This window comes from uncultured Brevundimonas sp. (assembly GCF_937870815.1).
Taxonomy (GTDB): domain Bacteria; phylum Pseudomonadota; class Alphaproteobacteria; order Caulobacterales; family Caulobacteraceae; genus Brevundimonas.
Window position 1 is genome coordinate 1 of the sequence record NZ_CALMZS010000083.1, and the last position, 20,441, is coordinate 20,441.

The following is a 20,441-nucleotide window of genomic DNA, read 5'->3' on the forward strand; positions in this document are numbered from 1 at the left end:
CAGCGTCAGCAGCAGCCCCGCCAGCGCCAGCCGCCTCACGACCCGCCCCCGCCGATCAGCCGCAGCCCGGCGGCGAACAGGATGGCGTCCGCCTCGGCGCAGTCCGGCGCCCCCTCGCAGATGAAGGTGACATTATAGGCGGCCCCGAACCGGCTGAAGGTCACATCGACCCCGTATTCGGTCCGCTCCGTGCGGATGTTGGTCAGGCCCCGGGCCCGGGCCTGCGCCAGCGCCCGCCCGGCGGCGTCGGGAACCTGGGCGGCGGCGATCCGGGGGCCCGGGGCCGCCGTGACCGGCGCCGCCGGGGCGGTCGGCCGAGCTGGCGCGCCCAGCGGCGACTGGAAGGCCATGGTCGCCCCGTAGATCTCGATGATCTGCTCGCCGCGCTGCACCGTCAGCATGTAGAAGCCGTCGCCGCCGTCGAACTCGGCCGAGGCCAGCAGGGCCGGGTCGGCGGGGGCCAGCACCGGCACGGCCGAGGCGTTGACCCGCCGCATGAAGTCCGGGCTCTTGCCCTGCGCCAGCACCCCGCGCAGCCGCGCCGCCACGGGGTCCTCCCGGGCCTGCGCCAGCGCCGCGTTGTCCGCCCGGCTGGGGGTCAGGGCCACCCGGGTGGCCGCGACCGGCGAGGGCGGCGGCTGCTGCGAGGTGGCGACGCCCGCCACGGCGGCGGCGGCGATCGCGCCCCCGGCCAGGGCCCAATTCCGGATGCTCATGGTGAACTCCCTCCCGAGCTTCACCATAGCGCCGTTATGCGACGCTGGCGAGATGGACGCCGCGCCGCTTGCCTTTTCCCCCCATCCGGCCTACATGCCCGCCCACTTCACACGCAGGCGTGGCGCGGTCAGGGAGAAATCCTGTTCGCTCCATTCCGAGGGCTCCGGCCTTTACAGCGCCTGCGGCGGATCAATCGGATAAAGGACGACCCCTCATGGCCCTGCCAGATTTCTCCATGCGTTCGCTGCTCGAGGCCGGCGCGCATTTCGGCCACCAGACCCACCGGTGGAACCCGAAGATGGAGCGCTACATCTTCGGATCGCGCTCGAACATCCACATCATCGACCTGTCGCAGTCCATCCCGCTGCTGCACCAGGCCCTGGTCGCCGTGCGCGAGGTCGCCGCCAAGGGCGGTCGCGTCCTGTTCGTCGGCACCAAGCGCCAGGCCGCCGACCCGGTGGCCGAGGCCGCCCAGCGCTGCGCCCAGTACTATATGAACAACCGCTGGCTCGGCGGCACCCTGACCAACTGGCGCACCGTCTCGGGCTCGATCGCCCGCCTGCGCGAGCTGGAAGGCCTGCTGGAAGCCGGCGGCGAGGGCCGGGTCAAGAAGGAGCTGCTCAACCTGCAGCGCGAGAAGGAAAAGCTCGAGCTGTCGCTGGGCGGCATCAAGGACATGGGCGGCATCCCCGACATCATGTTCGTGATCGACACCAACAAGGAGGCCATCGCCATCCTCGAGGCCCGCAAGCTGAACATCCCGATCATCGCCATTCTCGACACCAATTCGGATCCGGACGGCATCACCTATCCGATCCCGGGCAACGACGACGCCGCCCGCGCCATCCAGACCTATTGCGACCTGATCGCCGACGCCGTCCTCGACGGCCTGGCCGCCGGCGCCGCCTCCTCGGGCGTGGACCTGGGGGCCTCGGTCAATCCGGAAGAGCCGATGCTGCGCGAGGCCAGGGCGCCGAAGGCCGCCCCGGCCGATGAGGCCGTCCCGGCCGGCGCCGAAGGCGTCGCCGCCGAGCTGGAGGCCGCCGCGGAACAGCCCCCGGTCGCCGACGAGGCCGCCCAGGAAGCGACCTCGGACGCCAACGACGCCGTCGAAACGGAGCCGGCCCAGGTCTGATCGGCCTCGTCCGCCCGACGGCGAACTGAATACGCGGCCGGGCCCGGCGGGGCCCGGCCGTTCCCGCATACGCACACTCCAGGAGACTACCATGGCCGAGATCACCGCCGCCCTCGTGATGGAACTGCGCGCCAGGTCCGGCGTCGGCATGATGGACTGCAAGAAGGCCCTGCAGGAGACCGGCGGCGACCTCGACGCCGCGATCGACTGGCTGCGCGCCAAGGGCCTGTCCAAGGCCGCCAAGAAGGCCGACCGCGTCGCCGCCGAGGGTCTGGTCGCCGTGGCCTCGAAGGAAGCCGGGGCCGGCGAGATCGGCGCCGCCGTCGAGTTCAACGCCGAGACCGACTTCGTCGCCCGCAACGAGCTGTTCCAGAACGCCGCCCGGAAATTCGCCGAGCTGGGCCTCGAGCACGCCACCGTCGAGGGCCTGCACGGCGCCGAACTGGAAGCCGGCAAGACGGTCCAGGACGAGGTCACCCAGCTGATCGCCACCGTCGGCGAGAACATGCAGCTGCGCCGCGCCGCCCGCCTGTCGGTCGACGAGGGGGTGGTCGCCTCCTATGTCCACAACGCCGTGTCGCCGGGCCTCGGCCGCATCGGCGTGCTGGTCGCCCTGCATGGCGGCGGCGACAAGGCCGCCCTGCGCGAGCTGGGCCGCAAGATCGCCATGCACGTGGCCGCCACGGCGCCGCTGTCGCTGAACACCGACGACCTCGACCCGGCGACCATCGAGAAGGAACGCCAGGTCCTGACCGAAAAGGCCAGGGAAGACGGCCGCCCCGAGAACATGATCGACAAGATCGTCTCGGGTCAGATCGCCAAATTCCAGAAGGACGTGGTGCTGACCAAACAGCCGTTCGTGATGAACCCGGACGTGACCATCGAGCAGCTGGTCGCCGACACCGGCAAGGAATTGGGCGCGCCCGGCCTGCACCTGGCCGGCTTCGTCCGCCTGGCGCTGGGCGAGGGCGTCGAGAAGGTCGAGGGCCCCGACTTCGCCGCCGAAGTCGCCTCGATGACCGAAGGAAAATAGGCCCGTCTCCGCTCCGGCGACGGTTGATCGAAGGGGCGGGCGGCCCGGGTCGCCGGCCCCTTTTTCGCGGGCCGGGCGGGTCGCCGCCGCCGGCGACATCGACGGCGACCGGGCCGGAAGGCCGCAGCGAACCGGCCTTCTCCCGCGCCGCCGGACCGGCTAAGTCCTCCCCATGATCGGAAGACTGAACCACGTCGGCGTCGCCACCCCGTCCATCGAGGCCAGCGTCGCCCTGTACCGCGACCTGCTCGGGGCGACCCGGGCGCAGGCGCCGTTCGACCTGCCGGCCCAGGGCGTGCGGGTCTGCTTCATCGACCTGCCCAACGCCCAGATCGAGCTGATCGAGCCGCTCGGCGACGACAGTCCGATCCACGGCTTCCTCGCCAAGAATCCGAAGGGCGGCCAGCATCACGTCTGTTTCGAGGTCGAGGATATCCTCGCCGCCCGCGACGACTTGCGGGCGAAGGGGGCGACCATCCTCGGCACGGGCGAGCCGCGCATCGGCGCCCACGGCACGCCGGTCCTCTTCGTCCATCCGAAGGACATGGGCGGGGTGCTGGTCGAGCTGATGGAAACGCCCAAGGACGGAGCCCACTGATGGACATGCCCATCGGTCCGGTCACCATGCTGGCCATCTACATCGTCTGCTGGTGGGTGGTGCTGTTCGCCGTCCTGCCGCTGGGCATGTCCCAGGGCGCCCAGGACCGTCCCACCGACGGGGCCCAGTGGGGCGCCCCGGCCGACCCGCGGCTGAAGCGAAAATTCCTCACCACCAGCTGGGTGTCGCTGATCGTCTGGGCGGTGGTCATGGGGCTGATCCTGATCGGCTGGATGCCGCTGCCCGACCTGGCCCCGCCGGCCGGGGTCAGGCCGTGACCGATCGCCTGTTCCTCCAGGCCCGCGCCGTCGTCCCCCACCTCGCCGCCCGTTACGGCGTCGGAAGGCCGCATCCGTGAGCAGGGGCTAGGGTCTGGGGGCTAGGGTCTAGGGATCCGCCGAAGCTGGCAGCCGCATGCGACCCAGTCCGCCTTGGCCTGTCTCAAGCGCCAACCCTGCCTCCTGACCCTAGCCCCCTAGCCCCTAGCCCCTAGCCCCTAGCCCCTATTCCCTTTCTCGGCCTAGCTTTCGCCCCGCCGTCCCGGCTAAAGCTCGTCCCCCCACGCCTCCCACGCCGGATTCCGCCCATGCGCCTGTCGCGCTACTTCCTCCCCACCCTGAAAGAAGCGCCCTCCGACGCCCAGATCGTCTCGCACCAGCTGATGCTGCGCGCCGGCCTGATCAGGCAGGAGGCCGCCGGCATCTACGCCTGGCTGCCGCTGGGGCTGCGGGTGCTGAAGAAGATCGAGCGGATCGTGCGCGAGGAGCAGGAGCGGGCGGGGGCCGTCGAACTGCTGATGCCGACCCTCCAGCTCGCCGACCTGTGGCGCGAGTCGGGCCGCTACGACGCCTACGGCCCCGAGATGCTGCGCATCACCGACCGCCACGAGCGCGAACTGCTCTACGGCCCGACCAATGAGGAGATGATCACCGACATCTTCCGCGGCTTCGTCAAGAGCTACAAGGCGCTGCCGCTCAACCTCTTCCACATCCAGTGGAAATTCCGCGACGAGCGCCGCCCCCGCTTCGGCGTCATGCGCGGCCGCGAATTCCTGATGAAGGACGCCTACAGCTTCGACATCGACGAGGCCTCGGCCCGCCGCGCCTACAACCGCATGTTCGTGGCCTACCTCAACACCTTCGCCCGCATGGGGCTGAAGGCCGTGCCGATGCGCGCCGACACCGGCCCGATCGGCGGCGACCTCTCCCACGAGTTCATCGTCCTCGCCGACACCGGCGAGAGCGCCGTCTTCTGCGACCACAAGCTGGTCGAGCTGCCCGCCCCCGGCGCCGACGTCGACTGGGACGACCTGCAGTCAATCGTTGATCAGCGAACCTCGCCCTACGCCGCCACCGAGGAGATGCACGACGAGGCCCGCTTCCACGCCGAGACGGCCGAGGGCGACCGTCTCTCGGCCCGCGGCATCGAGGTCGGCCACATCTTCTATTTCGGGACCAGATACTCGGAGCCGATGAAGGCCCTGGTCGCCGGCCCCGACGGCCGCGACGTCCCGGTCCACATGGGCAGCTACGGCGTCGGCGTGTCGCGCCTGCTGGGCGCCATCATCGAGGCCAGCCACGACGAGGGCGGCATCGTCTGGCCCGACGCCGTCGCCCCCTTCGACGTCGTCGTCATCAACCTGCGCGCCAACGACCAGGCCTGCTCGGCCGCCTGCGAGGACGCCGTGGCCCGGCTCGAGGCCGCCGGCAAGGACGTGCTCTACGACGACACCGACGAGCGTCCGGGCGGCAAATTCGCCACCGCCGACCTGATCGGCGTGCCGTGGCAGCTGACCATCGGGCCCCGGGGCCTCGCCGACGGCGTCGTCGAGCTCAAGCGCCGCGCCACCGGCGAGAAGGTCTCCATCCCCCTCGACGTGGCCCTGGCGAGGCTGACCGCATGACGGACGCGACGGCGCCTGTGAAACCGGTCAAACCGGCCGGGCCCTTTTCGGCCTGGGAGTTCGGCCTCGCCCTGCGCTATCTGCGGGCCCGGCGGCGCGAGGGCGGCATCGCCCTGATCGCCGTCATCTCCTATGTCGCCATCGCCCTGGCGGTGATGGCCCTGATCGTGGTGATGAGCATCATGGCCGGCTTCCGCAACGAGCTGCTCGACCGGATGCTGTCCTTCAACGGCCACATGTACGTCGAGGGCCGGATCCTCGTCGATCCCGACCGCGACGCCGCCCTCGCGCGCATCGCCGCCGTCCCCGGGGTGGTCAGCGTCACCCCCCTGGTCGAGAGCCAGAGCATCGTCCGCGCCGCCGGCGTCACCACCGGGGCCCTGGTCCGCGGCATCCGCCCGCAGGACCTCGGCTCGATGCGGTACGTCAACGACAGCCTCGCCGGAGAGGCCCGGCGCAGCTTCGGCCAGGGCCCGTACGGGGGCGACGACGTCCTGATCGGCAAGGCCCTCGCCGACGGCATGGGGCTGCGCGTCGGCGATCCGGTCACCCTCTATTCGCCGACCGGCGCCGGCAGCGCCATCGGCAACCTCGGGGGGCTCGAGAAGACCTACCGGGTCGGCGGCCTGTTCAGCTCCGGCGCCGCCGATTTCGACCGCGCCTACATCTTCATGCCGCTGGAGCAGGCCCAGCTGTTCTTCGCCAAGGAGGGCGTCTGGGACGTCGTCGAGCTCAAGGTGGCCGAGCCGGACCGCGTCGGCGACCTGCTGCTCCCGGTCCGCGAGGCGGCGGGGCCCGGCGCCGTCGTCAGCGACTGGCGCGACCGGCTGGCCGCCTTCTGGGGCGCGCTCAAGGTCGAGCGGGTGGCGATGAGCATCATCCTCGGCCTCGTGGTGGCCATCGCCGCGCTCAACATCATCTCCGGCATCGTCATGCTGGTGAAGAACAAGACCCGCGACATCGCCATCCTGCGCACCGTCGGGGCCAGCCAGTCGTCGATGCTGCGCATCTTCTTCATCGCCGGCGCGGCCATCGGCGTGGCCGGCACCGTCACCGGCCTGGTCCTCGGCCTGGTGTTCTGCCTGAACATCGCCGCCATCCAGCATTTCCTCGAATGGCTGTTCCAGGTCCGGCTGTTCGACGCCGATGTCTATATGCTCGAGGCCATCCCGGCCGAGGTCGACCCGTGGGACGTCGTCTGGGTCACCCTGTGGTCGGTGTTCATGTCCTGCGTGGCCAGCCTGCTGCCCTCGTGGCGGGCCGCCCGGATGGATCCGGTGGAGGCCCTGCGCTATGAATAGCGCCCAGCCCGTCCTCTCGGTCCGCGGCGTCACCCGCACCTATGACTCCGCCGCCGGCCCCCTGACCGTGCTCAAGGGCGTCGACCTCGACGTCATGCCCGGCGAGGTCGTCGGCCTGATCGGCCCGTCCGGCTCCGGCAAGTCGTCCCTGCTGCACGCCGCCGGCCTGCTGGAGCGGCCCAGCTCGGGCGAGATCCGCATCGACGGCCGCGACGTCGGCGACCTGCCCGAGCGGGCCCGCACCCACATCCGCCTGGCCAGCATCGGCTTCGTCTACCAGTTCCACCATCTGCTGGCCGAGTTCGACGCCCGCGACAACGTCGCCCTGCCGCTGCGCATCGCCGGGGTGAAACAGGCCGAGGCCCGCGCCCGCGCCGCCGAGGTGCTGACCGCCCTCGGCCTCGGCGAGCGGCTGAGCCACCAGCCGGCCCAGATGTCGGGTGGCGAGCAGCAGCGCGTCGCCGTCGCCCGCGCCCTGGCCAACCGCCCGCGCCTGCTGCTGGCCGACGAGCCGACCGGCAACCTCGACCCCGCCACCAGCCAGACCGTGTTCGAGGCCCTGCACGACCTGGTCAAACAGACCGGCGTCGCCGCCCTGATCGCCACCCACAACATGGAGCTGGCCGGCCACATGGACCGCGTCTTCGCCCTCAAGGACGGCCATCTGGAGGAACGCCCGGCCAAGAGCCACGAATACTGACGCCGGCGGCCTGTCTCCTCCCTGTCGGCAAAGCGAACGGGGAGGGGGACCGCGAAGCGGTGGAGCGGTGGAGGAGACCCCTATTTCTTTCCCGGAACCTGGGTGAAGGGCGAGGTCCCCACCGACACCGCCGGCTTCGGCTTCTCCGCCTTCGGCTTGCGGATTTCCTTGTTGCTGCGCGCTTGACCCTTGGCCATGACCGTCATCCCGCGACGCCGGCCCGCCGGAAGGGCGGATGTCTGGCGGCGTCGGCTGCCGACAGCATAACAGACCCGCGCGCCGGGCGGCGAATGGTCTTGACGGGAACACAACAAGAACATAGAACATTACCGGAACACGCGAGGAGGAGGCCGTCATGGCGCGTTGGGTTCGGGATGGATTGTCGCTGGCGTCGTGCGGCGGCTTCGTCTGGGTGATGTGGCAGGCGGCCCTGCTGGCCACAGCGGCCTGATGTGGATCGGGGAGCTGCAGGTCGCTGGACCCGAGGCCATTGCCCGCGCGCCCATGTCGACCCTGCCGACTCCGCCACACCGAATTCCGGCGCCGACCCTGCCGACTCCGCCACTGCGTTTTTTCGGCGCCCGCCGGCTAATCCACAGCCGGTCCCCCGTCGCGCCGCCCCGTCCGCCGCTTTCGGGTGTCCCGGTCGCCCGCGATGTGAGACTCGGTTCATGACAGGCGCGCCGCCGACGAAGGACCCGGTTTGACCGAGACGCTGAACAGCCAGGGCTTCATCCACCTGCGGGTCCGCTCGGCCTATTCGCTGCTCGAGGGCGCGATCAAGGCCGGCAGGGTCCCGCTGCTGGCCGCCGACGCCGGCATGCCGGCGGTCGGGGTCGCCGACCGGGCCAATCTGTTCGGGGCCCTGGAGTTCAGCGAGGCGGCGAAGGGGGCGGGGGTCCAGCCGCTGATCGGCTGCGCCCTGCCGGTCACCGGCATCGGCGGCAGGATCGCCGAGCGCTGGGCGAAGACGCCGACCGTGGTCCTGCTGGTCCAGAACGAGGCCGGCTGGCTCAACCTCTCGGCCCTGTCGTCCTCGGCCTTTCTCGACGCCGGGGCGATGGACGAGCCCAGCGTGCCCTGGGAGAGGGTGGCGGCCCGGTCCGAAGGCCTGATCCTGCTGTCCGGCGGTCCCGACGGTCCGGTCGATCCGCTGTTCGTCCAGGGCCGGCCGGCCGAGGCCGGCGCCGCGCTGGCGGCCATGCGGGCCGCCTTCGGCGACCGGTTCTACGTCGAGCTGCAGCGCCACGGCCTCGCCTCCGAGCAACAGGCCGAGCGCGGTCTGGTCGACTGGGCCTATGCCCACGACGTCCCCCTCGCGGCCACCAACGACGTCCACTACGCCCGGGCCGCCCAGGCCAAATCCCACGACGCCCTGCTGTGCATCGCTGACGGCGCCTTCACCGGCCAGGAGGACCGCCGCCGTATCACCGGCGAACACTGGTTCAAGACCGCCGCCGCCATGCGCGAACTGTTCGCCGACCTGCCCGAGGCCTGCGACGCCACGCTGGACATCGCCCGCCGCTGCGCCTTCATCGCCCCGACCCGCGCCCCGATCCTGCCGCGCTTCGACGCCGGGGCCGGCCGCTCCGAGCCCGACGAGCTGATGCACCAGGCCCGCGAGGGCCTGAAGGAGCGGCTCAAACAGGTCACCCCGGCCGCGCCGGAGGAGGAGTACTGGAGCCGCCTCGAATGGGAGGTCGGCGTCATCCGGCAGATGGGCTTCCCCGGCTATTTCCTGATCGTGTCGGACTTCATCAAATGGGCCAAGACCCACGGCATCCCCGTGGGCCCGGGACGCGGCTCCGGGGCCGGGTCGCTGGTCGCCTGGGCCCTGACCATCACCGACCTCGACCCCTTGCGCTTCGGCCTGCTGTTCGAGCGCTTCCTCAATCCCGAGCGGGTCTCCATGCCCGATTTCGACATCGACTTCTGCCAGGAGCGGCGCGAGGAGGTGATCGACTATGTCCAGGCCCGCTACGGCAAGGACCGGGTGGCCCAGATCATCACCTTCGGCACCCTGCAGGCCCGCGCCGTGCTGCGCGACGTCGGCCGGGTGCTGCAGATGCCGCTCGGCCAGGTCGACCGTCTCGCCAAGATGGTCCCGGCCAACCCCGCCAATCCCGTCACCCTGGCCCAGGCCGTCGAGCTGGAGCCGCGGCTCAGGGAGGCGCGCGACTCCGACGCCAACGTCGCCGCCCTGCTGGAGACGGCGCTGGAGCTGGAGGGCCTGTACCGCAACGCCTCGACCCACGCCGCCGGCATCGTCATCGGCGACCGCCCGCTGATCGAGCTCGCCCCCCTCTACCAGGACCCGCGCTCGTCCATCCCGGCCAGCCAGTTCAACATGAAATGGGTCGAGGCCGCCGGCCTGGTGAAGTTCGACTTCCTCGGCCTCAAGACCCTGACCGTGCTGGATCGCGCCCGCCGGTATCTGGAGCGGCGCGGCGCCGCCCCGGACTGGAACGGCCTGCCGCTCGATGACCCGCGCACCTACGAACTGATGGCCTCGGGCCAGACCGTCGGCGTGTTCCAGCTGGAATCCCAGGGCATGCGCGACACCCTGCGCAAGATGCGCTGCGGCTCGATCGAGGAGATCACCGCCCTGATCTCCCTCTACCGGCCCGGGCCGATGGAGATGATCGACACCTATATCGACCGGAAATTCGGGCGGCAGGCGGTCGACTGCCTGCATCCCTCGCTGGTCGAGGTGCTGACCGAAACCTATGGCGTCATCATCTACCAGGAGCAGGTGATGAAGATCGCCCAGGTCCTGGCGGGCTACAGCCTCGGCGAGGCCGACCTCCTGCGCCGGGCCATGGGCAAGAAGAAGCAGGAGGAGATGGATTTCCAGCGGGCGCGCTTCATCAAGGGCGCCTCGGAAAAGGGGGTGCCGGAAGGGCAGTCCGGCGGCATCTTCGACCTGGTCGCCAAATTCGCCGGCTACGGCTTCAACAAGTCGCACGCCGCCGCCTACGCCCTGATCTCCTTCCAGACCGGCTGGCTGAAGGCCAACCACCCCGTCGAATTCATGGCCGCATCCATGAGTCTCGATCTCAGCAATACAGATAAACTGGCGGTTTTCTATCAGGATTGCCGTCGCTTCGGGGTGGCGGTGAAGGCCCCGGACGTGAACCGCTCCTCGGCCGATTTCGACGTGGCCTACGAAGGCGGCGTGGGGGCGGTTCTGTATGCGCTCGGCGCCATCCGCAACGTCGGGCTGGAGGCGATGAAGCATCTGGTCGAGGTGCGCGAGACGGGCGGACGGTTCACCGACATCTTCGACTTCCTCGAACGCGTCGATCCCCGCAGCGTCAACAAGCGGGCGCTGGAGAACCTGGCCCGCGCCGGGGCCTTCGACAGTTTTCACTCGAACCGCCGCCAGCTGGTCGAACAGGCCGACACCCTGATGGCCTATTGCCAGAGCGTGGCGGCCGAACGCGCCTCGTCCCAGGTGTCGTTGTTCGGGGGCGACCAGGCCGGGGCCGCGCGGCCGCGGCTCAAGCCGGTCGAGCCCTGGGTCGGGCCCGAAAAGCTGGATCAGGAACTGGCCGCGGTCGGCTTCTACCTGTCCGGCCACCCGCTGGAAGACATGGCCCCGGCTTTGAAGCGCAAGCGCGTCACCTTCGTCGCCGAGGCCACCGCCCTGGCCGAGAGCGGCCATGAGGCCTTCCTGATGGCCGGCGTCGTCCGCCGCCGCCAGGAGCGGGCCAGCGCCAGGACGGGCGAGAAATTCGCCTTCGTCGCCTTCTCCGACCCGACCGGCGAGTTCGAATGCCTGTTCCCGCCCGAACAGCTGCGCAAATGCCGCGAGACGCTGGAGGTCGGGGCCTCCGTCATGGTCCGGGTCCGGGCCAAGTCCTCCGACGGCGAGGTGCGCTTCTTCGGCGACGACGCCAGCCGGCTCGACGCCCTGATCGACGACGGCCAGATGGGCCTGCGCATCCACGTCTCGTCCAGGGCCGCCGACCCCGTCGCCCTCAAGACCCGCCTCGACCGGGCGAAGGCCGACGGCAAGGGCGGGGAGGTGTCGCTGGTCGCCTCCCTCGACGGCCGCCGCGAGGTGGAGCTGAAACTGCCGGGCCGCTACCGTCTTGACGGCGCCCTGCGCGGCGCGTTGAAATCGGCGCCCGGGGTGGTGCTGCTGGAGGATGCGTGATGGCGGATATGAAAACCCATGCCGGAAGCTGCGCCTGCGGGGCCGTGGCCTATGAGGTCGACACCGGTCTGGACAAGCTGGTCGAGTGCAACTGCTCCCATTGCTACCGCAAGGGCTTCGTCCTCGCCTTCGTCCAGCCGGACGACTTCCGCCTGCTCAAGGACGGGCCGCAGACCGCCTACACCTTCAACACCCACAAGATCCGCCACCTGTTCTGCGACACCTGCGGGGTCCAGTCCTTCGCCCGCGGCGTCGCCCCCGACGGCTCGGAGATGGTCGCCGTCAACGTCCGCACCCTGACCGACATCGAACCCTGGAGCTGGACCGCAGAGCGCGTCGACGGGAGAAGCTTCTAGCCCTGGTCCGTCACCGCATAGACCATGATCCCCGTGGCCACGGCCAGGTTCAGGCTGTCGGCCCGGCCGCGCATGGGGATTTTGACATTGACGTCGCAGGCGGCGGCCAGGACGTCGGTCAGCCCGGCCTGCTCATTGCCCATCAGGATCAGGGCCGGGCGCTGGAGGGCCGCCTCGCGATAGCCGACCGAGGCGTTCAGCCGGGTCCCGATCACGCTGCCGGGCCAGCTCTGCCGCCAGGCCAGGAACTCCGCCGCCGAGGCCCGGGCGATGGCCACCGCGAAGACCGAGCCCATGGTCGCCCTGACCGCCTCGACCGAATAGGGGTCGACGCAGTCGCCGATCAGCACCACCCCGCCGCAACCGGCCGCGTCCGCCGTGCGGATGATGGTCCCGAGATTGCCCGGATCGCGCACCTGCTCCAGCGCCACCCAGCAGGGCGCCGACTCCGGCACGATGGCCGACAGCGGCGTATAGACCTGGTCGAACACCCCCAGCACCGTCTGCGGATTGTCGCGCCGGCTGATCTTCTCGAGGATGGCGTGGGTCACCGCCACCACCTCGCCCCCCGCCGCCCGCGTCGCTGCCCGCGCCCGCTCCAGCAGCGGATGCGGCCGCGCCTCCTCGCCGACCATCAGCAGCTTCGGCGCCCGTCCCTGATCCAGCGCCTCGCCGATGAATTTCAGCCCCTCAGCCAGGAAGCGCCCGGTCGCCTCGCGTTCCTTGCGCATGTGCAGGGCGCGCACGGCCTTGACCGTCTCATTGGTCAGGGAGGTGATCAGCCGATCCGCCATCAGGCGCTCCACCGCGCGAAGAAGCTCAGCCCGATGGCCCGCCCGTCCGGCCCGTCCTCGGCCAGGGCCAGTTCGCCCCAGTCGATGACCCCGCCCCGGCCGTGCGTCGCCTCGGCCGTCAGATGCGCCAGCGACAGCCCCGAAATTCGCGCCGCATATGCGTTCAGCAACAGGAAGGAGGCCTCGTCCGACAGCAGGGCCGCACAGTCCTTGAGCAGCCCCGGCAGGTCCTCGAACAGCCGCCAGACCTCGCCGGTCGGCCCGCGCCCGTATTTGGGCGGGTCGAGGATGATCCCGTCGTATTTCGACCCCCGCCGAACCTCCCGGGCCGCATATTTGCGCGCGTCCTCGACGATCCAGCGGATCGGCCGGTCCGCCAAGCCGGACAGCTCCGCATTCTCCCGCGCCCAGGCCACCGACTTCTTGGAGGCGTCGACATGAGTGACCTCGGCCCCCGCCGCCGCGCAGGCCAGGCTGGCCACCCCCGTATAGCCGAACAGGTTCAGGATGCGCGGCTGGCGCAGCCGGCGCACCCGCCCGTCCAGCCAGTCCCAGTTCGCCGCCTGCTCGGGGAAGAAGGCCAGGTGACGGAACGGGGTGAACCGGCTGGTGAAGCGCACATCGCGCCAGGCCAGCGGAAAGCTGTCGATCGGCTCGCCGGCGAAGCGCCAGCGACCGGACTCGTCCTCGTCGGTCGGATCGAACACGGCGTCGGCGGCGTCGAAGGCGGCCGAATCGCGTGGCGACCAGAAGCACTGGGGCTCCGGCCGGACCACGGTGTGGCGGCCGTAACGCTCCAGCTTGCGGCCGTCGCCGCTGTCGAGCAGGGCGTAGTCCGGCCAGGCGCGGGTGACGAGGGTCTCAGGCGACGGATTGAGGCGCGGCGGCATGGGCCGCAGATAGGCGGTTCGGCGCCGTCTCGTCCAGCGCGGTCGTCGCCGGCGTCGTGGCCGGCAGGGCGGTGTCGCAGCGGTGCCGGGTCTTGTCCCAGGCGAAGGGCTCGATCACCAGCCGCCACCCGGCGTGAAAGGCGGCGAGGCTCTGCAGCGCCCAGTAGGCCGGCGCGGTGATCATGTCCACGGGTCCATAGGGCACGCCGGCCCGCCGCGCCCCGATGGCGCAGGACAGCCAGGCCGAGACCGCCCCGAGGACCAGCACGCCGAGGGCCAGGGCCGGGGTTGCGGGCGGCAGGCCGGCCATGGCCGCCACCAGGACGGTGGCCACGACCCAGGCGAGCGACGGTCCGTTGACCGAGGCCGACACGATGCCGACCCCCACCGTCATCAGCAGGGCGAAGGCCCCGCGCGCGCCGAGCCGCCACGGCCGCCGCGTATGCACGCCCCAGGTCTGCATATAGCCCTTCAGCCATCGCGTTCTCTGCGGCAGCCAGTCCGAGAGATCCCCGGGCGGCGTCTCCCAGGTCGGCCGCCCGAGCACCCCCAGCCGCCAGCCATGGGTCCACAGGCGGAAACCGAGGTCGGCGTCCTCGGTGACGTTGAACGGGTCCCAGCCGCCGACCTCGCGCAGCGCGTCGGCGCGGAAATGGTTGCTGGTGCCGCCCAGCGGGAAGGGCAGGCCGAGCCGCGCCAGGCCGGGCAGGGCGGTCTCGAACAGGCTGGCGTATTCGGCGGCGAATTGACGATCGACGAATGGAGACGCGCCCGCGCCGTGGCGCCGCCGGATGCGCAGCGGCGCCTGCAGGCAGGCCAGACGTCCGCCGCCGTCGTCGGCGAACCGGGCGGCCGCCTCGCGCAGCTGCAGCGGATCGGGCTCGTCCTCCGCGTCATAGACGGTCAGCAGCTCGCCGGTGACCCTCGAAAGGGCGCAGTTCAGGGCGCGCGGCTTGGTCTGGGGCCGGCCCGGCGGCGCGACCACGACCTCCAGCCACGGCGGCCGTCGCGCCGCCATCGCCGCGGCGAGGGTCGCGTCATCCTGCGGCTCGAGGACCAGCAGACCCTGCAGGCGCGCGGCCGGATAGTCGATGCGCGCCAGCCGGTCGACCAGCTGGTCGACGATCTCGGCCTCGTCGTGAAGGGGGACCAGAACAGTGTAGGACGGGAGATCGTCGGCGTGTTCGATTCTCCGCCCGTCCGGGGCGGCGCTGACCATCACCAGCAGCACCTTCCATGCGGAAACGGTCAGGAAGGCCGCCGCCCCGGCCGCCACCAGGAGCGGCGCGACCGCGTCCGGGCGCAGCCGCAGCAGGACGCCCGCCGCCAGCACCGCGACGGCCAGGCCGATCCCCTGGCAGCCGGACAGCCCGCGCCACCCCGCGCTGCTCGCCCGGGGCGGTCCATAGTGCGCGGCGTCGCGCCCGCGATCATCCAGATCGCTGATCCCCGCCCGTCCCATGGCGAAGGGTTAACGCGCCTCCTGGTCGTCGGCAAGCGGTTGGCGCGGGCGCGGGATTGCCGCTATTCAGGGGCCGCCGATCGGAGTCCCGCCCAAGTGACCGCCCCCGCCTCCCTCAATCCGCGATCGCAGCGCAAGCCCAAGGGCGAGGGTCATGCGCGGCGCGCCGAGATTCTGGCCGCCGCCGAGCGCATCTTCGTCGAGCACGGCTACGAGGGCGCGACCATCCGCAAGATCGCCGACGAGGTCGGCCTGTCGTCGACGGCCCTCTATATGCATTTCGCCGAGAAGGGCGAGATCCTCCACGAGATCTGCCGCCAGGCCTTCGCCGACCTGCTCGAGCTGAACACGGCCGTGATGGCCGAGCCCGGCGGTCCCGAACACCGGCTGCGGCGCATGCTGCGGGCCTATATCGACTTCGGCTTCGCCAATCCGAACGCCTACCGGCTGATCTACATGACCCGCCCGGCCGAGCTCCGGCACGGGGCCCAGTCGGCCGCCCAGGAGATGGGCGCCACCCTGTACCGCTCGTTCGAGCAGGTGGTCGAGGACGCCGGCGCCGGCGGGCGGCTGCGGGGCGACGCGCGCACCACCGCCCAGGCCCTGTGGGCCGGTTGCCACGGCCTGGTGTCGCTGATGATCACCAAGCCCTATTTCGACTGGGTCGGGCGCGACGCCCTGGTCACCACCCTTCTGGACGGGCTGTTCGCAGGCCTGATGAAGCCGTGAGTCGCGGCGCGGCCGGGCTGGCCCTGACCCTGGCCCTGGCTGTCGCCGGCGGCCCGGCGCACGCCGCCGCTGCCCGGCCGCTGCGGGTGATGTCGCTCGACCAGTGCGGCGACCAGTACGCCCTGGCCCTCGCCCCGGGGGCGGAACTGGCCCTGTCGCCGCGCGCCGACGATCCCGATTCGTGGCTCCGCGAGGGGGCCAGGGGCCGTGCCCGCATCCGGCCGACGCTGGAGGCGGCGATCGCCTTCCGGCCCGATGTCGTGGTTCGCTACTGGGGCGGCGACGCCCGCCTGCTGGCCCGTCTCGAGGCGCGCGGCGTCCGGGTGGTGACCATCGCGGACGCCGCCGACTTCGCCGGCGTGCGCGACAACATCCGCTCGGCGGCGCAGGCGCTCGGGGCCCCGGCGCGGGGAGCGGCGCTGATCGCGCGCATGGACGCCCGCCTGCGCGACGCCGCGCCGGCGCCGGGGACCCCCGGGCGGCCGGCCCTGTATCTGACCGCCGGCGGGTTCACCGCCGGCGCCGGCACCCTGGTCGACGCCATCCTGACGGCCGCGGGTCTGGTCAACCTGGTCCGCGCGCCGGGCTTCGCCCCGGTCAGCGTCGAGCGCGTCGTGCTGTGGCGTCCGGCCCGGTTCGTGCTCGCCTTCTTCGACCAGTCGCGCGCCGACTGGCGCGGGCCCGGACGGCATCCGGCCGTGCGCGCGGCGGCGAGGGACCGGATCCTGGCCCGTCTGCCGGCGGCCAGCCTGACCTGCCCCGCCTGGTTCGCCGCCGACGCCGCCGCCCTGCTGAAGGCCGCCGGATGAACCGCGGCGCCGGTCGTCTCGCCGCCGTCCTGGCCGCGGCCATCGTCCTGGCGATGGGGCTGGCCGTGCTGTTCGGCGAAAGCGCCCTCGGCATGGCGGAGCTGGCGAGGGCGTTCACCGACCTGTCCTCGGGCCCGGCCGAGGTGCTGTGGTCGGTGCGCGCCCCCCGCGCCGCCACCGCCCTGATGGTCGGGGCGGCGCTCGGCCTGTCCGGCGCGGTGATGCAGGGGCTGTTGAGAAACCCGCTGGCCGACCCCGGGGTGCTGGGCGTGTCGGCTCTGGCCGCCCTGGGGGCGGCCGCGGCCATCGTGCTGGGCTGGGCGGCGCTGCCCGGCGCGGTCGAGACCGCGGCCCTGGCGGGGGCGGGCCTGGCCGGAGGGCTGCTCGTGCTGTTTTCGGCGCGGGTGCGCTCGCCCGAGGCCCTGATCCTGTTCGGCGTGGCCCTGTCCAGCTTCGCCGGCGCGGCCACCGCCCTGATCTTCAACCTGTCGCCGTCGCCGATCGCCGCGGCCGAGCTGATGAACTGGCTGCTCGGATCGGTGCAGAACCGCAGCTGGGTCGACGTGGCGTGGGTCACGCCGGCCGCCCTGGCGGCGGCGGGGCTGGCCGGCCTCGCGGCGCCCGGCCTGCGCATGCTCAGCCTGGGCGAGGAGGCGGCGCGGACCTCGGGCCTGCCGATGGGGCGGCTCCGGCTGCTGGCCCTGCTGGCGGCGGCGCTGGCCACCGGGGCGGCGGTCGCGGTGGCGGGCGTGATCGGCTTCGTCGGCCTGGCTGCGCCGCATCTGGTCAGGTCCGCGGTGCGCGGGGATCCGGCCCGGCTGCTGCTGCCGGCCGCCCTCGCCGGCGGGCTGATGCTGGTGCTGGCCGATCTGCTGGCGCGGCTGACGCCGACCGACCAGGAGCTCAAACTGGGCGTGTTCACCGCCCTGGTCGGCGCGCCCCTGTTCGCCGTGATCGCCTGGCGGGCGGCGCGGGAGTGGCGGCTGTGAGCGGGCTGGAGCTGGAGCTGGAGGCGGCGACGGCCCGGCTGGGCGGACGGACGGTGCTCGACCGGGTGTCCCTGCAGGTGGAGGCGGGCGAATTTGTCGCCCTGGTGGGGCCCAACGGAGCGGGCAAGTCCAGCGTGATCCGCGCCCTGGCCGGACTGCTGCCTCTGGCCGGCGGCCGGGCGAAGCTGGGAGGGACCGAGGTCGCCGCCCTCGGGCCGCGCGCCCGGGCGGAACGGGCCGCCTACCTGCCGCAGGAGCGGCGCATCGCCTGGAACCTGCCGGCCGTCGAGGTGGCGGCGCTCGGGGCTCCGTTCCTGTCGGCCGTCGACGCGCTCGGGCGGGCCCGGGAGGCGCTCGAGGCGGTCGAGGCCGGCCATCTCGCCGGGCGCGGCGTGGCCGAGATGTCCGGCGGCGAACGGGCGCGGGTGCTGCTGGCCCGGGTGCTGGCCAGCCCGGCGGCGGCCCTGCTCGTCGACGAGCCGATCGCCGGCCTCGACCCCGAGGCCCAGCTGATGGTGCTGGAACGGCTCAGGGCGCGGGCCGACGCGGGTCAGGCGGTGCTGGCCAGCCTGCACGACCTGCCGCTGGCCGCGCGGTTCGCCGACCGGGCGGCGGTGCTGGACCATGGCTCGGTGGCGGCGGATGCGGCCCCGATGTCGGCGCTGACGCCCGAAATCCTGCAGCGCGTGTTCGGCCTGTCGGCGCGGTGGGTCGACGGGCCCGACGGGCCGCTGCTGTCCGCCGGTCGCCAGCCGCCTCAGGGCGTATAGGGCCGAGGGCCCGCCGGCGCGCCCCGGCGCAGGTCGTCCGACAGGGTCAGAGGGGCCGAGCCGCCGTTCAGCCGGGCCTTGTAGACCGACATGTTCTCCATCACCCGCATCATGTAGTTGCGGGTCTCGGTGAACGGCGTGCATTCGATGAAGTCGACCGGGTCGACCTGGCCGCCGCGCGGGTCGCCGCACCGCGCCACCCACTGCGACGGTCGCGCCGGACCGGCGTTGTAGCCCACCGTGCTCAGCAGCATCGAGCCGCCGAAGCGGTTCATCAGGTCGCCGAGATGATAGCTGCCCAGCGTCATGTTGTAGTCCGGGTCCCACAGCCGCTCCGCCGAGAACGGCATGCCCAGCTGGCGGGCCACCAGGGCCCCGGTGGAGGGCAGGAACTGCATCATCCCCCGCGCGTCGGCGCTGGAGCGGGCGCGGGGGTCGAAACTGGATTCCTGGCGGGTGATGGCGAGGGTGAAGGCCAGCGGCGCGGCGCCCGGAACCTGGGGCGGAATGCGGATCGGGTACTGGCGTTCGGGCATCAGGAAGCCGCGCTGGCTGGCGGCCCGGCCCACCATCATGGCCGTGAAATCCTGGCCGTAGACGCGCGACAGATCCATCAGCAGGGCCAGTTCGGGGGCGCCCGGCAGGTCGTCGTCCAGCTGATAGGCGAACACCCGGAACAGGCTGGCCTCGCCGGTCTCGCCGAGGACGCGCAGGGCGCGGACCACTTCACTGGCCTCGAAGGCCGCCCGCTGGGCCTCGGTCGGAGCCGGATCGCCGGGCAGGGCGAGGGTGGTCACCCCGGCCTTCTCGGCGGCGAGCTGCCCGTAGAAGGTCTGGATGTGCTGCGCGCCGTTGCGATAGAATTCGATCGCGGCCGGGGTATTGCCCCGGGCTTCCGCCGCGCGCCCGAGCCAGTACATGGCCCGTCCCTGGGTGATCGGCGTCGACGACGACTGCCGCAGGATTTCGAAATGGGTGGCGGCCCGGTCCGGGTCGTTCAGCTTGGTCAGGGCCACCCATCCGGCGAAGAATTCGGCGTCGACCTTGCGCTCCCCCGAAGGGAAGCCGTGCCCGGCCATGGCGTCGTAGGCGGCCTGCCAGTTGCGCCGCTCCAGCGCGTCGAGGAAGTAGTTGCGGCGCTCCGTCCACAGGGTGTTCTGACCGTCCGTGTGGCTGGGCGCGGGGGGCAGGGCGGCGAGCAGCGGAAAGCCTTCGGCCTGGCGGCTCTGGGAACGCAGGATGCGCACCCGCTCCAGCGCGACGGCCGGATCCATCGCCTGGGCCGGGGTCAGTCCCGCGACCACGGCGTCCGGGCTGTAGGCCGAGCGCAGCGCCATCGCGGCTTCGGCCACGGCGCGGCGCTCCGGCGAGACCAGCTGGATCATGGCCCGCGTGGCCGGGCCGTGGGGGCCCGGCAGCAGCATGTCCAGCCGCGCCGCGTGGTCGGCCTGGGTCAGCCAGCCGCCCCAGCGGGTCAGGATGCGGGTCTGCACCGCCTCGTCGAACGAGCGGCGGCGCCACCAGTCGGTGATCAGCCGGCGGGCCTCGTCGGCCCGGCCGCGCTGCTCGAGCGCGTCGGCCAGGGCGACGGCGCCCTCGGCCGTGGTCGGCGGAGTCCGGGCGAACATCGACAGGGCCGCGTCCGGGCCCGCATAGGCGAGGTCCAGGGCCCGCTCGGCCGCGGCGCGCCGGCTCTCGCTCCGGGGCCAGCCGGCGAAGCGCGTCTGCGCCTCGGCGAGGTCGCCGTAGGGCAGTTGCTCGGCGGAGGTGTCGAGCAGGGCCCACTCCACCAGCTTGCGGGCGACCGGGTCGCCAATCTGCGCCGCCGTCGAGCGGGCCCCGAGGACGTCGCGGGCCCGGGCCCGGGCCAGGCCCTCGCGGAAAAGGGCGGCGTCCCGGTCGTTCAGCTGCCGCGCCTGCGCGCCCTGCGGCGCCACGGCCGAATACGGCGTCTCCTGCGTGACCAGCGAATCGGGCGCGGGGGCGAACAGAGCCAGGGCGGCCGCCAGACTGGTTGCGATCATGCCGTGTCCGATCCCCATTGCATCACGGTTGCGGCGCCGCCGCCGGCAACCTAACCTCCCACGCTTCGCCTC

At 72.0% G+C, this 20,441-nt stretch carries 19 protein-coding genes; 13 read left to right on the plus strand and 6 right to left on the minus strand.

Going from position 1 to position 20,441, the window contains the following annotated elements:
• Positions 1-35 precede the first annotated feature (35 nt).
• On the minus strand, positions 36-716 hold the full coding sequence (locus Q0588_RS04915) for a hypothetical protein (protein ID WP_298744267.1): 681 nt from the start codon (positions 714-716) through the stop codon (positions 36-38).
• A 215-nt stretch (positions 717-931) separates the two neighbouring features.
• Here Q0588_RS04915 and rpsB point away from each other — a divergent pair, with 215 nt between their 5' ends.
• From rpsB to Q0588_RS04950, 7 genes are all read left to right on the plus strand, one after another.
• A complete protein-coding gene (gene rpsB, locus Q0588_RS04920; RefSeq protein WP_298744269.1) occupies positions 932-1,852 on the plus strand; it encodes a 30S ribosomal protein S2 in 921 nt (306 codons plus the stop codon).
• A gap of 91 nt (positions 1,853-1,943) precedes the next feature.
• Positions 1,944-2,885 carry a translation elongation factor Ts gene (gene tsf / locus Q0588_RS04925; RefSeq protein WP_298744271.1) on the plus strand — a complete coding sequence of 314 codons (942 nt, stop codon included), beginning with the start codon at positions 1,944-1,946 and terminating at the stop codon, positions 2,883-2,885.
• Between the two features lie 172 nt (positions 2,886-3,057).
• Positions 3,058-3,483, plus strand: a complete 426-nt coding sequence (gene mce / locus Q0588_RS04930; RefSeq protein WP_298744273.1) for a methylmalonyl-CoA epimerase — start codon at positions 3,058-3,060, stop codon at positions 3,481-3,483.
• The gene (locus Q0588_RS04935) at positions 3,483-3,761 is read left to right on the plus strand and encodes a DUF1467 family protein (RefSeq protein ID WP_366872619.1); all 279 of its coding nucleotides are present in this window, start codon (positions 3,483-3,485) and stop codon (positions 3,759-3,761) included. Before mce ends, Q0588_RS04935 begins: the two co-directional genes overlap by 1 nt.
• 308 nt (positions 3,762-4,069) lie before the next feature.
• Positions 4,070-5,386 carry a proline--tRNA ligase gene (proS, locus tag Q0588_RS04940; RefSeq protein ID WP_298744275.1) on the plus strand — a complete coding sequence of 439 codons (1,317 nt, stop codon included), beginning with the start codon at positions 4,070-4,072 and terminating at the stop codon, positions 5,384-5,386.
• Positions 5,383-6,687 carry a lipoprotein-releasing ABC transporter permease subunit gene (locus tag Q0588_RS04945; protein ID WP_298744277.1) on the plus strand — a complete coding sequence of 435 codons (1,305 nt, stop codon included), beginning with the start codon at positions 5,383-5,385 and terminating at the stop codon, positions 6,685-6,687. The genes proS and Q0588_RS04945 overlap by 4 nt, the downstream gene beginning before the upstream one ends.
• Positions 6,680-7,387 carry an ABC transporter ATP-binding protein gene (locus tag Q0588_RS04950; RefSeq protein WP_298744279.1) on the plus strand — a complete coding sequence of 236 codons (708 nt, stop codon included), beginning with the start codon at positions 6,680-6,682 and terminating at the stop codon, positions 7,385-7,387. The genes Q0588_RS04945 and Q0588_RS04950 overlap by 8 nt, the downstream gene beginning before the upstream one ends.
• Before the next feature lie 80 nt (positions 7,388-7,467).
• On the opposite strand, the gene Q0588_RS04955 is transcribed toward Q0588_RS04950, so the two are convergent.
• Positions 7,468-7,584: a hypothetical protein gene (locus tag Q0588_RS04955; protein WP_298744394.1), complete on the minus strand. Its 117-nt coding sequence runs from the start codon at positions 7,582-7,584 to the stop codon at positions 7,468-7,470.
• A gap of 506 nt (positions 7,585-8,090) precedes the next feature.
• On the opposite strand from Q0588_RS04955, the gene dnaE reads away from it, so the two are divergent.
• Positions 8,091-11,546 (plus strand): DNA polymerase III subunit alpha, encoded by a 3,456-nt coding sequence (gene dnaE / locus Q0588_RS04960; RefSeq protein WP_298744280.1) that lies wholly within the window; start codon positions 8,091-8,093, stop codon positions 11,544-11,546.
• Positions 11,546-11,902, plus strand: coding sequence for a GFA family protein (locus Q0588_RS04965; RefSeq protein WP_298744282.1), 357 nt, complete (start codon positions 11,546-11,548; stop codon positions 11,900-11,902). The genes dnaE and Q0588_RS04965 overlap by 1 nt, the downstream gene beginning before the upstream one ends.
• On the opposite strand, the gene Q0588_RS04970 is transcribed toward Q0588_RS04965, so the two are convergent.
• The 3 genes from Q0588_RS04970 to Q0588_RS04980 are packed head-to-tail and all read right to left on the minus strand — an operon-like array spanning position 11,899 to position 15,048.
• A complete protein-coding gene (locus tag Q0588_RS04970; RefSeq protein WP_298744284.1) occupies positions 11,899-12,696 on the minus strand; it encodes an RNA methyltransferase in 798 nt (265 codons plus the stop codon). The genes Q0588_RS04965 and Q0588_RS04970 overlap by 4 nt on opposite strands.
• Entirely contained in the window at positions 12,696-13,586 is an 891-nt protein-coding gene (locus Q0588_RS04975; protein WP_298744286.1) for a class I SAM-dependent methyltransferase, read from the minus strand. The genes Q0588_RS04970 and Q0588_RS04975 overlap by 1 nt, the downstream gene beginning before the upstream one ends.
• The gene (locus Q0588_RS04980) at positions 13,558-15,048 is read right to left on the minus strand and encodes a glycosyltransferase family 2 protein (protein WP_298744287.1); all 1,491 of its coding nucleotides are present in this window, start codon (positions 15,046-15,048) and stop codon (positions 13,558-13,560) included. Before Q0588_RS04980 ends, Q0588_RS04975 begins: the two co-directional genes overlap by 29 nt.
• A gap of 96 nt (positions 15,049-15,144) precedes the next feature.
• Between Q0588_RS04980 and Q0588_RS04985 the strand changes: the two genes are divergently transcribed.
• From Q0588_RS04985 to Q0588_RS05000, 4 genes are read left to right on the plus strand one after another with little or no spacing between them, the layout of a single operon-like run.
• The gene (locus tag Q0588_RS04985) at positions 15,145-15,777 is read left to right on the plus strand and encodes a TetR/AcrR family transcriptional regulator (protein ID WP_298744288.1); all 633 of its coding nucleotides are present in this window, start codon (positions 15,145-15,147) and stop codon (positions 15,775-15,777) included.
• A complete protein-coding gene (locus Q0588_RS04990) occupies positions 15,774-16,586 on the plus strand; it encodes an ABC transporter substrate-binding protein (RefSeq protein WP_298744289.1) in 813 nt (270 codons plus the stop codon). The genes Q0588_RS04985 and Q0588_RS04990 overlap by 4 nt, the downstream gene beginning before the upstream one ends.
• Positions 16,583-17,575, plus strand: coding sequence for an iron ABC transporter permease (locus Q0588_RS04995; protein ID WP_298744290.1), 993 nt, complete (start codon positions 16,583-16,585; stop codon positions 17,573-17,575). The genes Q0588_RS04990 and Q0588_RS04995 overlap by 4 nt, the downstream gene beginning before the upstream one ends.
• Positions 17,563-18,345, plus strand: coding sequence for an ABC transporter ATP-binding protein (locus Q0588_RS05000; protein WP_298744292.1), 783 nt, complete (start codon positions 17,563-17,565; stop codon positions 18,343-18,345). Before Q0588_RS04995 ends, Q0588_RS05000 begins: the two co-directional genes overlap by 13 nt.
• Here Q0588_RS05000 and Q0588_RS05005 read toward each other — a convergent pair.
• The gene (locus Q0588_RS05005; RefSeq protein ID WP_298744294.1) at positions 18,333-20,369 is read right to left on the minus strand and encodes a lytic transglycosylase domain-containing protein; all 2,037 of its coding nucleotides are present in this window, start codon (positions 20,367-20,369) and stop codon (positions 18,333-18,335) included. The genes Q0588_RS05000 and Q0588_RS05005 overlap by 13 nt on opposite strands.
• Between the last annotated feature and the right edge of the window lie 72 nt (positions 20,370-20,441).